Below are 14,706 nucleotides of genomic sequence, written 5' to 3'. Positions count from 1 at the left end.
GTGTGGTGCCGGTGGTCCTTCAGTGTTGGATCAGGCCGCCGGTGGGGACGGCGGCGACGTGCCCGGTGGCCGGGAGCGTGTGGGCCAGGGCGAGGCCGATGTCGACCAGCGAGGACCGGCGCAGGTCGGCGACCCGGGGGAGGGGGGTCCAGACCGACTCGGCGGTTTCGCCGTTCGGCTCGGGCCGGAGCCGGCCGCCGGTGATGCGGACCTGGTAGAAGACGCCGACGTTCTGGTGCTCGGGCAGCCCGGGGGAGGGGCGCTCGGCCGGGGGGATCACCCGGGAGTCCACGCCCAGCAGCCGTTCGACCACCGCGTCGCAGCCGGTTTCCTCGGCGACCTCCCGGATCACCGCGTCGAACGGGTCCTCCGCGTGTTCGACCCTGCCGCCCGGCAGGGTCCAGTTGCTCTCGCCCCGCGACGGTACGTGGCGGGCGAGCAGCACCCGCCCGCCCTCGATGCACACGGCGTACGCCGCCAGCCGGAAACTCATGTCCACACCTCCCACGGGACCCTATCCCGGGGTCCGAGGCCGGCGGCTCCCCAGGGCCCGCGCTAGGCGTACGTCCTCCCCAGGGGGTGTCGGGTGAGCGCCGGGGACGACTCCGCGGCCACGGACCGGCGTTCCCACTCCTCCCTGCTCCGGACGTACCGCGGGGCCTCGGCCCGAATCGCGCGGGTGTCGGCGCCGTGGCCGGTCAGCTGCCACGTGACGGTGCCGGTCACCCCCTCGGCGCAGCTCTCCATGAAGTTCTGGCTGGCCCGGCGCAGTTCGCCGAACCAGCGCCCCTCCAGCGCCTCCCGGACCCAGATCTGTTCCAGGTGCATCTTCTCCCGGATCGTCTCGGCTTCGAGGACGGCCGTCTCCAGGTGCCGTGCGGTACGCAGGAGGAGCAGCGCGGCGGGCATCTCCCGGACCTCCAACACCTTCTCGCCGCCGGCGAGGTGCTCCAGACCGCTGAAGCGGCCGATGCCGTGGCGGCCCACCCGTCGGTTCAGCGTGGTGATCAGCTCCACGAGCGGGAGTTCAGCCCCGTCCACACTGACCGGGGTGCCGGACTTGAAGCCGATGGTCAGCTCTTCGGCGGTCCCGGCGGCCCCGGGCCGCGCCCAGCGGTACAGCCCCTCGGGGACCGGATGCTCCTCCGGGTCGTCGAGGTCCCCGGATTCGTAGGGGTTTCCGAAGCGTCCCGAGAACCCCAGGAGACCGAAGGCGCCGGTGAGGCTGCCGGGCTCTCCCGCGGGTGTCCTGGCAGCCATGGTGTTGAGTATCTGCGGGGCCCTTCGGACTCCGCGCAGACTGCGGCAGGTGCCCCACCAGCGAGATGACGGCCGGCACCAGGCGGCGGGCAGGGCGGCACCCATCTCCGCGCGCAGGTGCCGGACGAACTCCACCGGGACCAGCGGGGCGCGCCGCCGGGGAACCACGACCGGATCGGCGGAGCTGACCCGGACCTATCTGGGGGTCCTCGCCGGAACACGGTCCGCCGAGGAACTGGTGGGCGTCGAACCGGGCGTTCCGGTCCCGGGGGACACCCCGACCGTCGGCCGCGCGGCGACCCGGTGAGCGCCCCGCCGGCCTTCCGCACCCCTCGTACGCACCGGCGTTCCCCGTACGCGTCCGCGTCCTGCTGAGGCCGTTCTCCAATGCCAACCACTCCACTAGCGTGGGCACATGACGCGGCATCACCATCGGGACAGACCATGGCGGGTGAGGGTCGACGACGACCAGGGCGTGCCCCGGGGCGCGGGCGTGCTGCTCGACGGGCGGGCCGTCCTGACGGCCGCACACGTGGTCCGGGACGCGGGCGCCCACCCCGGAGGGCCCGCGGCGTACGTCCGCGTGCGGAGCACGGTGTGCCGCCCCGAGTGGACCCGTACCGCCCGGGTGGCACCCGGCACCTGGGTCTACCACAACGGGACGCGGCGCGGGGACGTGGCCCTACTCGAACTGGACGAGCCGGCCGACTGCGACATCCGGACCGAGCTGTGGAAGGTGCCCATCTCCGGTGGCAGGGTGCGCGTCTACGGCTTCCCGGACGTGGATTCGTACGGCGTCCCGGTGGACGCCGAACTGGCCGGGTCCGGTGGCCGCGAAGGGGAGCGGGGGCTGCTCAAGCGGGTGAGCGAGGGCGACCCGTGGATCGAGCCGGGCTACTCGGGCGCCGGAGTGATGGCCCTCGACGGGGATTTCGCCGGACGGGTGATAGGCATCGTGATCGCCAGCTACGTCAACGAGGACGCCAAGGCGGCCTGGATGCTGCCGACCGAGACGATCCTGTCGTACCTGCCGGGGCTCGGCGCGATCTCCGGTGGCAACGGCATCACCGACTTCGGCCCCCCAGACCTGCCCGGCCCCGATCTCGACGATCCGCTGCAACTCGCCCTGACCCGGGAGCTGACCCGTCTGTGCGAAGGCGACCGGTCGGGCACCTTCCTCGTGGGCACCGGCAGTGCGACCGGCGCGGGCTCCTCGTGGCTGGTGCGCCTGGCCCGCACCTCGGGCCCCGCCGGCCGGACCGCTGCCGAACCCGATGCGCGCACGAGGGCGCCCAGCGGCACCGTCCTCGGCTTCGGCACCGTCGACGCCGCCTTCGACGCCCGGGGTCGTTCCACCGAGGACGCCTGCGCCTACCTCGCGGGGCGGTTCGGCTTCGGTACCCGGGGAGGCGTCGCCGAACTGGTGCGCGACCTGCTGCACCGACGGCCGCCCCCCTGTCTGATGGTGGACGGCGTCGACCGGGCCGCCGACCCCGCCCGGCTCGTCACGGAACTCCTCGCCCCGCTGGCCCTGCGCGCACGCTCCCGCGGTCTGCGGCTCGTCCTCGGCTTCGAAGGGGCGCCGCCCGAAAACCTCGCGTACGACGTGCACCTCGATCCGACGCCCCTGCCCGCGGGCGACCCGGCGCGGCCGGCCACCGAGGAGCAGGCCCGGGCGGCGGTCGAGCGGCTGGCCGGAGCCGAGGAGCAGGCCCGGGCGCTCCAACGAACCCTGGGGACGACGTTCCTGGCGCCGCCCCGCCTGCCGCCGGGCCGGGCGCCCCGGTTGGCCGTCCGTCTCGCCGTCGCCCGGGCCACGCACCCGAACGCCGAGATCTCCGCCGTCGAGCAGGACGCGGAGACCGCACGCGCCGCCGTCACCCGCTACGTCGACGCACTGCGGGAGATGGAGCGGGAGCGCGAGGACCTCACCGTCTCCCTGGACCTGCACCGGGTGCGCGCCGCACGGTTGGTCGGGGCCGAGGACCTGCGCCTCGGCGAACTGTACGTGGCCGCGGCCCGCGCGCTGCAACGGGTGCCGGTCGACCTCGCGGCGGCCCGGCGGCGGGTCCCCCGCTACATCGGGGCGGTCGACCAGCGGATCGGCGAAGGTCACCGGAGTCAGGGAGGTTGAGGCGATGGCGGTGTGCAAGCGCCCCGCATGCGGGCTCGGCACCATCGACGCACAGGGGTTCTGCACCGCCTGCGGCAGGGAGCCGCTGCCGCCGGACGCGGAGCCCGTGGCGGCGCCGCCGAAACCGGCGGCCGCCGGCGTGGAGCAGGTGCGGCCGGACCCCTGGTACGGCCTCACCCTGGTCGACGACCTCCCGATGCCGGACACGGCCCGTACCGAGGAGCCGTCGCCGCAGACGGGCAGCGGACCGCTGTCCGAGGCACACCGTTTCTGTGCCAACCCCGGGTGCGGGCGGCCCGTCGGGCGCGGCCAGGACGGCCGCGCGGGCCGGATCGCCGGGTACTGCTCCCACTGCGGCACCTCCTTCGACTTCAACCGGGTCGTCGGCCTCGTCATCGCCGGCCGCTACGAGGTCCGGCGCCTGGTCGGCCAGGGATCGTACGGCGCGGCGTACCTCGCGCACGACCGCAACCTCGCGACCGAGGTGGTGGTGAAGCAGTTGCGCACCTCGCTCACCCGGTCCGACCGGGAACGCGACGCACTGGTCGGGCTCCGGCACGACGCGATCGTCCGCATCCTCGGCTACGAGGAGGAGCACGGGCGCAGCTATCTGGTGCTGGAGTACGTCCCCGGCACCGCGCTGTCGAAACGGCGGGGCGACCGGCTCCAGACGCTGCTGGCCCACGGCCTGCGCCTGCTCCAAGCACTCGACTACCTGCACGGCCGCGAGCTGCTGCACTGTGACGTCAAGCCGTTGAACATCATCCGCTTCCACGAGGCGGGCCCCGCCGGTCCGCTCGACCGGGTCCGACTCATCGACTTCGGCGCGGTGCGCTCCGTCACGGACCGCTCGCCGATGGCCGAGTACACCGAAAGGTACGCGCCGTTGCGGGGGGACGCGGAGTACACGGACGGACCCACGCCCGGTTTCGACCTCTACGGCCTCGGCATGACGCTGAAGGAGGCGTCCCGCGAACACCTGGAGGATCCGTCCGCCCCGGGGGTGCGCTCGCTCGCCCTGCTCCTGGAGCGCGCCACCCACGTCAACGGGCCCACCTGGCGGTTCACCTCCGCTCGGCAGTTCGGTGAGCAGCTCAGCGGTGTCATCCGGCAGGTCGTGGCGATGCCGCCGACCGGCCGTCGGGTGGCCCGCTCCTCGGCGCTCTTCGGCCCGCTCAACGAGTCGCTGCACGGCGGCATCGGCGCGGCCCGGCCGCTCGGCCACTGGATCGGCGCCACGGTGGAACCGGCGGGCGGCACGACCGGCGGCGTGCGCCTGGCCCTGCCGCCGGTGTTCTCCGCCCCCAGCCCGCGCGCGATCGCGACGGCGCTGCCGATGCCGCTCGGCGACGCCGACGACCGTGCGTTGACCGCCGACGTGGTCGGCCACCTGGCCGAATGCCGGCGCTTGCTGCGCGCCGCGGACACCGAAACGGCGGGGCAGGTCCTGCGGGGCGTACCGCTGCCCGACGGGCACTGGCTCCGCGACTGGTACGAGGCCCTGCTCGCGCTCACCCGACCGGAAGCGGACGTGCCGGCCGCCGAGTCCCACTTCACCCGGGTGCGCGGGGCGCTGCCCGGCGAGCTGATCCCGCAACTCGCCCTCGGGCTGTGCGCGGAATGGGCCGGTGACCACCCGGTCGCCGAGGCGCACTACGCCACCGCCTTCGGCACCACCCCGGCGCTCGGAGCTGCCGGCTTCGGCCTGGCCCGCATCGTGTGGCACGGCGGCGGGGCCGAACAGGCGGTGCGGATCGTCGGCGAACTGTCGCAGGAGGTCCGCTTCGAACGGGTGGCGCGCGTCGCCGCCTTCCGGCTCTCCGTGGCGCGGCTGGGACCGGGCGCCGACCCGGACGAAACGACCTCGGTGCGCGCACTGCTCGACCGACTCGACGGGGATGACGCGGAACGGGCCGCACTGACGGCTGAGTTGGCGACCGCGGAGTTCCGGGTCACCGGTGATCGGCTGGCCTTGTCGGAGGCGGTCCGGGCCCTTGCGCGACATTCCGTCACCGAGCGGGAGTTCGTCGCCCTGGTCGATCTCGCCAACCGACTGAGACCCGAACCGCGTTGGCCCTGGTCCGTACGGCGGACCCGCGGGGCGGCGCACCCGAATCGGCGTAGCCGTTCCCGTTCCTGAGCGCAGGCGCTACGCTCCCGCTAGCCTGAACGGGCACCCACGGCACACAGGGCGGTTCAGCAGCGACGAGGGGGTCGTGAGGACCGATGGGGGACTCATCGCGTGCGGCGCTGGCCTTCACGTTGGAGAAGGACTTCTCACCGGACCTGGCGTTCGACGCCACGCGGGCCGACGTGCTCGTCACGGTGCGCGCCCGTGCGGACGACGCAAGCGCCGCGGGGAGCCCCACCCCCGGTGCCGAGGTCTTCATCATGGACCGGTCGCTGTCGATGGCCGGGCTCGGCAAGCTCGACGAGGCCAAACGCGCGATCTGTGCCGCGATCGACGCCCTGCGCGACGGCACCCTGCTCGGGATCGTGGCCGGCCACCACGAGGCCACCGTGGTCTACCCGCCCGACGGGCGCCTCGTGCGCGTCGACGCCGCCCGCAAACAGGAGGCGAAGGCCCACGTCGCCGCCCAACTCAGCGCCGGCGGTACGGCGATCGGCACGTGGCTGGAGCGCGCCCGCCAGCTCTTCGAGACCTCGACCCCGGCCGGCACCGTGCGCCACGCCGTGCTCTACACCGACGGCAAGGACGAACACGAGAGCCCCGCGGAGCTCGACGCCGTCCTCGCGGCCTGCGCCGACCGGTTCACCTGCGACGCCCGCGGACTCGGTGAGGACTGGAACTACCGCGAACTCCACCGCATCACCGAGGCGTTGCACGGAACCGCCGCGGCCGTCATCGACATCGCCGACCTCACCCAGGACTTCGTGCACCTGGTGGAGCAGGCGCAGAGCATCGTCGTGCCCCGCGTCTACCTGGGGGTACGCATCCACGAGAAGCTCGCCCTGGGGTTCGTCCGGCAGACCCGCCCCGTCCAAGCCGACCTGACGCCCCGACCGGCCGACCGCGGGGAGGAGATCCACATCCCGCTCGGCGCCTGGTCCCCGGGGGTCCGCCAGTACCAGATCTCGCTGCGTTTCCCCTTCGGGGCGCTGCCCGTCGACGAGCAGCTGCACGCCGCTCACCTCACGCTCCACAGCGAACCGCCCGACGGCCAGGGGCGGGTGCCCTGCGCAGCGGTGGAGCCCCTCGTCCTGCGACGTCGTTCCCACCCGGCCTTCCAGATCCCCGTGTCCAGCGACTTCACCCGGGTCGAGACGGAACGGGAACTCGGCATGGCGATGCGGGCCTGCGCGGACGCACACCAGCAGGAGGACCGCGCCCGGGCCGACCAGGAACTGCGCCTCGCGCTGCGGCTCGCCGAGGAACTCGGCGACGAACAGCGCCTGCGCCTGCTGCGGGCCGTGGCGGACACCGCCTCCGACGGCCGGGTGGTCGTCCGGCCGGACGTGTCGCGCGGGGCGATGCAGCGGCTCGGGCTCGACTCGACGCGCACCGGCCCCCCACCCGCGGACGCGGTCGAACAGGCCGTCCCCGCGGCTACGGGGGAGGGGCCCGACGCTTGCCCGAACTGTAGTGCGCCGCTCGTCTCGCGCGCCGCGCACTACTGCGAACAGTGCGGTCACCGCCTCGACGGCGGCCGTGCCGGGACCGTCGGATGAACCTCCCGTCCGCAGGGGCGTCCGCGGCCGAACCGCGGCGTCGGTCGCCCGGGGCGTGGCGGAGGCTGCGCGGTGTGCATCCGGTCCGGGTGCTGCGCTGGTTGCGCGGGAGCGCCCTGGCCATGGTGTGCGCGACCGCCGTCGTCTATCTCGCGGTGTCCACCAACGGAGGGGCGGAGATCACCTCCGTCCGGGCCACCTATGCGGCGATCGACGACATCCGCGACGCCCAGGACGCCGTGCAACAGGCGGACGGGGCGCTGGAGCGCGCCAGCCGGACCGGCCAGTTCGCCCTGATCGGCACCGGCACGGAGTTCGCGAACGCGACCGCACGCATCAGTACCCTCGTCACGGCGGCCGCTCAGGGCAATGCGGCCGGAGCCACCGGCCGCAAGCAGATCCAGTTCGTCCAGGGGCAGTTGACCACCTGTCTGGCCCTCGCCGCCACGGCGGTCCGTGACCATCCGCGCAGCGGCCGGGCGGGCGTGGACGCCGCGCGCGGCGCGCTCACCGCCCGACGACTCGTCGACCCCGACACCCGCCGGCCCATACCCGGCACGGGGGGACTGCTGGCCTCCCTCCAGGACCTGGAGGCGATACAGGACGGCGCGCTGAACCGGCGGCAGAACGACGGTTGGCTCGACCCCGTCCAACTCTGGGGCCTCGCCTCCGCCCCGCCGCTGGTCATGCTGGCGCTGGTCCTCGCCACCGCGCGCGTCCTGGCGCGCCACTTCCACCGCCACGTCGGTCTGCGGCTGGTGGGGGCGTTCGTCATCACCGCGGCCGTCGCCGGCACCTCCGCGGCGCTGATCGCCTGGGACGAGGACCGACTGGCCGCCCATCCGACCGCCGGGCACCCCGTGGCCATGGTCCTGGCGCTCCTGACCCTGGTGGTGGCCGGTGTGCTGAACCACGTCGCGTACCGTCCCCGGCTCGCCGAGTACACGTTCCCGCGGCCATGACGACACCGGGGAGGACCGCCATGAGGACACCGGTGCCCGGGCCGGCGCACCGCCGTGGTCCCGGACTGCTGCACGTGCTCGTGGTCCTCGCCCTGTTGCTGGTCACGGCGGGGTGCGCGGCGACGGACACGGAGGCGCGCGAGCGGGTGTCCATCATGGTTCCGTGGACGCAGCAGGGCGAGTTCCAGGCGTTCTACTCCCTCGTCAAGGACTTCGAACGCGACACGGGCGTCCGGGTCGACGTCCAGGTCACCCGCGCGCTCACCCAGCAGTTGGACGCCTCGGTGACGGCGGGCGCCGCGCCCGACCTCGCCGTGCTGCCGAGCGTGGGCGCCATCACCCGGTACGCGGGCAAGGAGGACGGACTCCGACCGCTCGATGCGGACACCGTCGACATCGGTGCCTTCCTCCAGCCCTTCCGCAACCTCGCCCGGGTGGCGGGCACCACCTACGCGGTACCGGTCAAGGTCGACGTCAAGAGCCTCGTCTGGTACGACTCCGCGGTGCGGGGCGAGCGGCGCACCGATACGGCCGACGTCTTCGACTTCGTCCCCGGCTCCGGGCTCCGGTGGTGCCTCGGCCTGGCTTCGGGCCCGACCTCCGGCTGGCCGGGGGCCGACTGGATCGCCGACGTCCTGCTCGCCGACGCGGGCCCCGACGCCTATGTGCGATGGGTGTCGGGCACCTTGCCGTGGACGTCCCCGGAGGTCGAGCGGGCCTGGTCGCGCTGGCACGACCTGATGGGGCGGTCGGCGCTCCGGGGCGCTTCCCACCGGGGCTTCGCGGAGGCGACCGAGCCGATGGCCACGGAGGCGGCGACCTGCCGACTGGTCCACGGCGCCCGGTCGGCGCTGGCCGCCGACCTCCAGCGGGCCGACCGGTTCGACTTCGTCGCGCCCGCCGCCGGCCGCCCGGTGGAGGTGTCCGGCGACTTCATCGGCATGTTCACGGACGACAATCCGAGCGCCCGCCGCTTCGTCGCGTACCTGGCGGGGGCCGAGGGACAACGGGCCTGGGTCGAGGCGTCCGGGTCCTCCGCCTTCTCGGCCCGCACCGAGGTGAGCCGGTACGCCGACGCGGTGCAGCAGCGCATCGCGGCGATGCTGCACCCGCGTTCGGGCTACCGGCTGTGCTTCGGTGCCGCCGACGTGATGAGCCCCGACGTGGCCGCCGCGTTCTACCGGGCCGTCCTCGACTACGCCGACGGCGCGGACCTGGGCACGCTGCTGGACCGCCTCCAGCGGGTGCAGGACGGGCTGCGGCACGCGCCCGTTCCCGGGAACAGCATCTGCTCCGAACCGACCTGACGGCCCGACCGCTGTCTACTCCGCGATCTTCGTGCTGTAGTCGAAGCGGAACACCGGCACCGTGCGGCCCTCCACCAGCTCCGTCTCGGCGGTGCGCACGAAGCGTTGGTGCCGTCCGTAGAAGGCCAGGATCAGCCGTGCCGCATCCGCGACCGTCCCCTCCGGTAACCGTTGCACCCGCGGGAGCTCCGGCGGCCCACCGCTCAGTACCACCCACTGGCTTCCCCGCACGGCATCCCCACCGGTCATGCCCACCCCGATTCCCGTGACTGCACCGGCCCCGACCCCAGCGTGCGGGGACCGAGCGATGGATTCGTTCCTCTGCTGCCCATTGGGCATGATCAGGGGGATGATCCGCTAGGCGTACGGAAGGGCGCTCGTCGTGCTTCCGTACGCCGCGCCGGCCGTCGCACGCCCCCTTCTCCCGCTCGCCACAGATCCACGGGGTGGCCCGGGACGGCCGCGATCGCGTCAGCGGCGCGGAGAACCATCCGCGGGTAGAAGTCGTCCGACCAGGTATGAAGCAACGACGACTGATCCTTGCGGCCGCGTTCCGGCGGCTGGAACCGTCCGGCCTGCGCAAGCTGCCGCGGCCGGGTCTGCCGAGGTCCCGCCGGGCCCAGCGGCGGCTGGTGCAGGCGACCATGGTCGCGTCGGTCCTCGCCCTCACCCCGACCACCTGGATGCACCTGGCCGCCGACAGCAGGGTCACCACGGTCGCCGACGTGCCGCGACAGGAGGTGGCGGTGGTGTTCGGGGCCGGCCTGTTGGAGGGCAAGCCGACCAAGTACCTGGCGCACCGGTTGGACGCTGCGGCCGACCTCTACCGTGCGGGCAAGGTCAGGGTGGTCCTGGTGACGGGGGACAACGGTCGGGTGGAGTACGACGAGCCCGACGCGATGCGGACGTATCTGAAGGAGCACGGGGTACCCGACGGGCGCATCGTCAGCGACCACGCGGGCTTCGACACCTGGGACTCCTGCGTCAGGGCGAAGAAGATCTTCGGTGTCGACCGCGCGGTCCTGGTGACGCAGGACTTCCACATCCGTCGTGCGCTGACGCTGTGCCGTTCGGCGGGCGTCGACGCGTACGGCATCGGAGTGACCGAGCGGCTCGACTCCAGCTGGTACCACGGGAAGGCCCGGGAGGTCTTCGCGGCGGGCAAGGGCGCGCTGAACGTGCTGTTCGAACCGGACCCGCGTTTCCTGGGGGCCGAGGAGAAGGGCGTCCAGAAGGCGCTGGCGGTGCGCTGAGGCGGCTAGGTGCCGCCCGGGTCGGGGCTCCGCGCCGGCCGACCCCGTGGGCCGGTGGCGGCCGGGCGGAGGACCGGCCGGGGCGCCGCGGCGCTCAGGAGGCGGCGGTCCGCCGGTCGTGGTGCACCAACAGTTTCGACAGCAGCTCGGTCAACCGCTGACGCTCCTCGGGTGACAGCGGCACCAGCAGTTCCTCCTGGGTCTCGGCCAGGCGTTCCTCCAACTGCCGCAGCCGCCGCTCGCCCGCAGCGGTGAGCGAGATGATGTTGCGCCGCCGGTCGGAGGGGTCCGGCGCGCGCTCGACCAGTCCGCGGTCGGCCAGTTCGTTGACGGTCGCGACCATGTCGCTGACGTGGATGCCGCTGCCGCGGCCCAGCGCGGTCTGGCTGGCCGGGCCGAACGCCTCCAGCGTCGCCAGGAGACGGTAGTGGTAACCGCGGGCGCCGACCGACGAGAAGCCCTCGGCCACCAGACGGTGCGTGTGGTGGGCGGTCTGGGTGAGCAGCCAGCTCGGCAGCGTCTCCCAGTTGTTCGGTGTGTCCTCGGACGGGTTCTCCATGGGGCGAGTCTAACGAATCGTTGGTGCCACTAATGATTGCGGTATCGTTCGCGGGGTAAACGTTAGTCGTCCAAACGTTTGGGCTGCCAATGAATCCTTCCGGAGTGGAGACCATGATCGAGCCGTTCCGTATCGACGTCCCGCAGACCGACCTCGACGACCTCGCCGAACGGCTCGCGCGCACCCGCTGGCCCAACGAGGTCGCCGACGCCGGGTGGGACTACGGCTTCCCGTTGGCACGGCTCAAGGAACTGGCCGAGCACTGGCGAACCCGCTACGACTGGCGCGCACACGAAGCCGCGCTCAACGGGCTTCCGCACTTCACCACCGAGATCGACGGCCAGCGGATCCACTTCGTCCACGTCCGCTCGTCGAAGCCGGACGCACTGGCCCTGGTCCTCACCCACGGCTGGCCCGGTTCCTTCCTGGAGTTCCTCGACGTGATCGAACCGCTGTCGCGCGACTTCCACCTGGTGATCCCGTCCATACCGGGGTACGGCTTCTCCGGACCGACCCATGAACGCGGATGGGACGTCGTCCGCATCGCCCGGGCCTGGGCCCAGCTCATGCAGCGACTCGGGTACCGGCGCTACGGGGCGCAGGGCGGCGACTTCGGCTCGGCCATCTCGACGGCGCTCGGCGCGGTGGCACCCGAACAGGTCGTCGGGGTGCACGTCAACTACCTCCCCACCAGGCCGGACCCCGATGCCGACGTCGAACTGTCGGCCTCCGACGAGGCCCGACTGGACCGGATCAGGCAACTGATGGCCGACCGCCCGCCCTACCAGGCGCTCCAGGCCGCCACCCCCCAGACCATCGGCTACGCGCTGACCGACTCGCCCGTCGGCCAACTGGCCTGGATCGCCGAGCGCTTCGCCCAGTGGACGGACCCCCGCACGCCGGTCGGTGACGAACGGATGCTGACCGACGTCTCGCTGTACTGGCTGACCGCCACTGCCGCCTCCTCGGCACGGCTGCACCACGACGCTCCGCGGCGGACGACGCCGTGCCCGGTACCGGTCGGCGTGGCGGTGTTCGCGCACGACATCACGTTGTCGGTGCGCCCGCTGGCCGAGCGGCTGTACGACATCCGGCACTGGTCGGAGTTCGAGCGCGGGGGGCACTTCGCCGCGATGGAGGTGCCCGAGCCGTTCGCCGAGGACGTACGGGCGTTCTTCCTCGCCCTCGCCGAGGGCTGACGCCGTCCGCCCGTCGGAACCCGCCGCCGCACCGTGTCCCGCGCGCGGAGCGGACACCGACGGCCGTGAACTCCGGGCCCCGCCCCTCAGGGGTGCCGGTGGTAGACCTTGTTGGCGATGCGCCAACCACCGTCGACGCGGACCAGCAGGAAGACGTCCGTGAAGGTGTCCCCGCCGTGCCGCAGCGTCATCGTCGCGGTCCCGACGGTGCCGTGCACCTCGGCGGAGTCGATGCGGCGCGAACGCGTCGGTTCGTCCACGGCCGGCCGCCCCGGGAAGAGCGCGCCGTACTCGTCCAGGGTCCACGAGACGAAGGCGCCGTCCCGGACCCCCTCGATGCGGGCGCCGGCCAGGAACGCCGCGCGGAAGTGGACGGGATCACCGGTGGCGTGCCCGCGGACGTAGGCGCGGAGCGGTTCGAGCACCGCGTCCGCCACCGCGGGGACCGTGGCGGCGCCGACGAAGTCCCATCCGGGCTCGGTACGGGCGTCCGTCAGACCGGCGGCACTGCGCAGGGGGACGCGTGACGCATCGGCCAGCAGGGCCATGTCCTTGACGAGCGCGCTGATCGTGAACTCGGCCGGGGCCGTGGCCGGAGGGTCGGTGAGGAAGGGGCGTTTGCGCGCCACGAGCCCCCCGAGCTGACCCAGTTCGAGGACGTCCAGCACCCGGGACCGCGGCAGACCGAGGGCGTCGGCCTGCCGCAGCGCCTCGCGCAGGGCGAGGACGGCACCGGCGAGGCTGTGGTTGGCGACCAGTTTGAGCGCGGCGGCGCCCGCGGCGTCGTCCACGTGGCACACCGTGCCCAGCGCCTCCAGGACCGGTCGGACCCGGTCGAGTGCCTGCGGATCGCCCGCGGCGAGGAACCGCAGGGCGCCGGCGGCGACGGCCGTGACCGAGCCGAGCACCGGGGCGTGGACGTAGGACGGGCCGGTGCGCCGGGCCAGTTCCGAAGCCTGCTCGGGGCCGACGGTGCTGGTGTTCAGGACCGTCGCCCCCGCGCGCAGCGAGCCACGGACGTCGTCCAGGACCTGCTGACAGGCGGGGCCGTCGAACAGCGCCAGGAGCACGACGTCCGCCCGCGCCACCGCCTCGTGCGGATCGCCGGTCGTCCTGACCGCTCCCGAGGTGCGCCCGGAACGCGTCCAGCCGATGACGTCCCAGTGCAGGGCGGCGAGTCGGGTCGCGATCGCGTCGCCCATGCGCCCCAGGCCGAGGACGGCGATCGTGTGGGGTGTGTTCATGAGCGCCAGCGTGGTGCAGGGCTTCGAGTGCGACAAGCGCACAGTTCGCAGGACGGCCCTGCGGGACGCGCATACCGGCCGGTCATACTGGGGTGATGGAACTGACGGTGTGGCGGACCTTCGTCACGGTGTGTCGACTCGGGTCGCTGTCGGCGGCGGCCGTCGAGCTCCACCACACCCAGTCGGCCGTGTCCCGACAGATCGCCGGGCTGGAGCGGCAACTCGGGGTGCCCCTGGTCGAGCGCCATGCGCGCGGGGTGCGTCCGACGCCCGCCGGCGAGGTGTTCCGGCACCACGCCCTGGCCACGCTCAACGAGGCCGACCGCGCCGTACGCGCCGTACGGGACCTCCGTGACGGCGCGTTCCACCGGCCGTTGGCCGTCGGCGCCACCCCCGCGCTGGCCGCGGGAATCGTTCCCGAGGCCATCCGGGGCCTCCTGACGGACCTCGGCCCCACCCCCTGGAGCCTGACCCCCGCACTGAGCGCAGCCCTGCACCACCGGGTGCTCGCCGGCGACCTCGACCTCGCCGTCGTCACCGACGCACCGCCCGGGCTGCCCCAGGACCCAACGGTCGCCCGACGGTTCCTCGGACTTGACGCGATGGTCGTCGTCCTGCCCGTCGACCATCCGCTGGCCGGCCGCGGCCCGCTGCACATCGCGGCGTTGGCCGAGCAGACCTGGGTCGAGGACAACGACGGATCGGCGGCGCTGCTGCGCCAGCACGCCGCCCGCGCCGGAGTCAGTGCCCGCATCGACCTGGCGGCGGCCGATCTGCTCGGCAAGCTCGCCCTGGTCGCGAGCGGTCACGCCATCGCGCTGATACCGGGAACGCTGACGCGTGCGCTACGGAGCGACGTCAGCACGGTGGACCTCGTCGATCCGCCGACCCGCGGCATCTACACCATCACCCCGGATCGTGACCCCCACCCCGCAGCGGCCCCCCTGGTCGAACGACTCGTCGGTGTCTTCGCCGGAGTCGGCCCTTCCCGGCACCGGGCGTGATCGCGGGGGCCGCAGCGTCAGCGGCCGTTCAGGGAGTGGTCGAGCAGGGGGAGCAGCCGGTCCCGGTGGCGCTGGAGCCCGCAGGGGCCGAGCG

The 14,706-nt window shown here is 73.3% G+C and carries 14 protein-coding genes; 9 read left to right on the top strand and 5 right to left on the bottom strand.

The features are described from left to right. Positions 1-19: 19 nt before the first annotated feature. Both ACFYOU_RS32105 and ACFYOU_RS32100 read right to left on the bottom strand, forming a co-directional pair. Positions 20-493: an NUDIX domain-containing protein gene (locus ACFYOU_RS32105; RefSeq protein WP_391310655.1), complete on the bottom strand. Its 474-nt coding sequence runs from the start codon at positions 491-493 to the stop codon at positions 20-22. Between the two features lie 62 nt (positions 494-555). Continuing rightward, the gene (locus tag ACFYOU_RS32100; RefSeq protein WP_391310652.1) at positions 556-1,260 is read right to left on the bottom strand and encodes a hypothetical protein; all 705 of its coding nucleotides are present in this window, start codon (positions 1,258-1,260) and stop codon (positions 556-558) included. A gap of 49 nt (positions 1,261-1,309) precedes the next feature. Between ACFYOU_RS32100 and ACFYOU_RS32095 the strand changes: the two genes are divergently transcribed. The 6 genes from ACFYOU_RS32095 (at position 1,310) to ACFYOU_RS32070 (ending at position 9,353) form a co-directional block, all read left to right on the top strand. Then, on the top strand, positions 1,310-1,567 hold the full coding sequence (locus ACFYOU_RS32095) for a hypothetical protein (protein ID WP_391310650.1): 258 nt from the start codon (positions 1,310-1,312) through the stop codon (positions 1,565-1,567). Between the two features lie 108 nt (positions 1,568-1,675). Then, positions 1,676-3,394 (top strand): trypsin-like peptidase domain-containing protein, encoded by a 1,719-nt coding sequence (locus tag ACFYOU_RS32090; protein ID WP_391310648.1) that lies wholly within the window; start codon positions 1,676-1,678, stop codon positions 3,392-3,394. Between the two features lie 4 nt (positions 3,395-3,398). Continuing rightward, positions 3,399-5,534 carry a tetratricopeptide repeat protein gene (locus tag ACFYOU_RS32085; protein WP_391310646.1) on the top strand — a complete coding sequence of 712 codons (2,136 nt, stop codon included), beginning with the start codon at positions 3,399-3,401 and terminating at the stop codon, positions 5,532-5,534. An 86-nt stretch (positions 5,535-5,620) separates the two neighbouring features. After that, positions 5,621-7,084 (top strand): VWA domain-containing protein, encoded by a 1,464-nt coding sequence (locus ACFYOU_RS32080; protein WP_391310644.1) that lies wholly within the window; start codon positions 5,621-5,623, stop codon positions 7,082-7,084. A 74-nt stretch (positions 7,085-7,158) separates the two neighbouring features. Next, entirely contained in the window at positions 7,159-8,046 is an 888-nt protein-coding gene (locus ACFYOU_RS32075) for a hypothetical protein (RefSeq protein WP_391310641.1), read from the top strand. A 20-nt stretch (positions 8,047-8,066) separates the two neighbouring features. Further along, positions 8,067-9,353 (top strand): extracellular solute-binding protein, encoded by a 1,287-nt coding sequence (locus tag ACFYOU_RS32070; protein WP_391310639.1) that lies wholly within the window; start codon positions 8,067-8,069, stop codon positions 9,351-9,353. 15 nt (positions 9,354-9,368) lie between these two features. Here ACFYOU_RS32070 and ACFYOU_RS32065 read toward each other — a convergent pair whose 3' ends face one another. Continuing rightward, a complete protein-coding gene (locus tag ACFYOU_RS32065; RefSeq protein WP_391310636.1) occupies positions 9,369-9,602 on the bottom strand; it encodes a DUF5988 family protein in 234 nt (77 codons plus the stop codon). Between the two features lie 269 nt (positions 9,603-9,871). Here ACFYOU_RS32065 and ACFYOU_RS32060 point away from each other — a divergent pair, with 269 nt between their 5' ends. Continuing rightward, a complete protein-coding gene (locus tag ACFYOU_RS32060) occupies positions 9,872-10,606 on the top strand; it encodes an ElyC/SanA/YdcF family protein (RefSeq protein WP_391310634.1) in 735 nt (244 codons plus the stop codon). Positions 10,607-10,700: 94 nt separating this feature from the next. Here ACFYOU_RS32060 and ACFYOU_RS32055 read toward each other — a convergent pair whose 3' ends face one another. Then, on the bottom strand, positions 10,701-11,165 hold the full coding sequence (locus ACFYOU_RS32055) for a MarR family transcriptional regulator (RefSeq protein ID WP_391310632.1): 465 nt from the start codon (positions 11,163-11,165) through the stop codon (positions 10,701-10,703). 113 nt (positions 11,166-11,278) lie between these two features. Between ACFYOU_RS32055 and ACFYOU_RS32050 the strand changes: the two genes are divergently transcribed. Further along, positions 11,279-12,364, top strand: a complete 1,086-nt coding sequence (locus tag ACFYOU_RS32050; RefSeq protein WP_391310714.1) for an alpha/beta fold hydrolase — start codon at positions 11,279-11,281, stop codon at positions 12,362-12,364. Positions 12,365-12,450: 86 nt separating this feature from the next. Here ACFYOU_RS32050 and ACFYOU_RS32045 read toward each other — a convergent pair whose 3' ends face one another. Continuing rightward, the gene (locus ACFYOU_RS32045) at positions 12,451-13,608 is read right to left on the bottom strand and encodes a nuclear transport factor 2 family protein (RefSeq protein ID WP_391310629.1); all 1,158 of its coding nucleotides are present in this window, start codon (positions 13,606-13,608) and stop codon (positions 12,451-12,453) included. Between the two features lie 95 nt (positions 13,609-13,703). Here ACFYOU_RS32045 and ACFYOU_RS32040 point away from each other — a divergent pair, with 95 nt between their 5' ends. Then, complete coding sequence (locus ACFYOU_RS32040; RefSeq protein WP_391310627.1) at positions 13,704-14,612, top strand: LysR substrate-binding domain-containing protein; 909 nt, start codon at positions 13,704-13,706, stop codon at positions 14,610-14,612. Positions 14,613-14,706: the final 94 nt, after the last annotated feature.

This window comes from Streptomyces sp. NPDC005955 (genome assembly GCF_042871255.1).
In the GTDB taxonomy this organism is placed as follows: domain Bacteria; phylum Actinomycetota; class Actinomycetes; order Streptomycetales; family Streptomycetaceae; genus Streptomyces.
The sequence above is the reverse complement of the archived record's forward strand: the minus strand, read 5'-3'. Positions and strand labels throughout refer to the sequence as shown.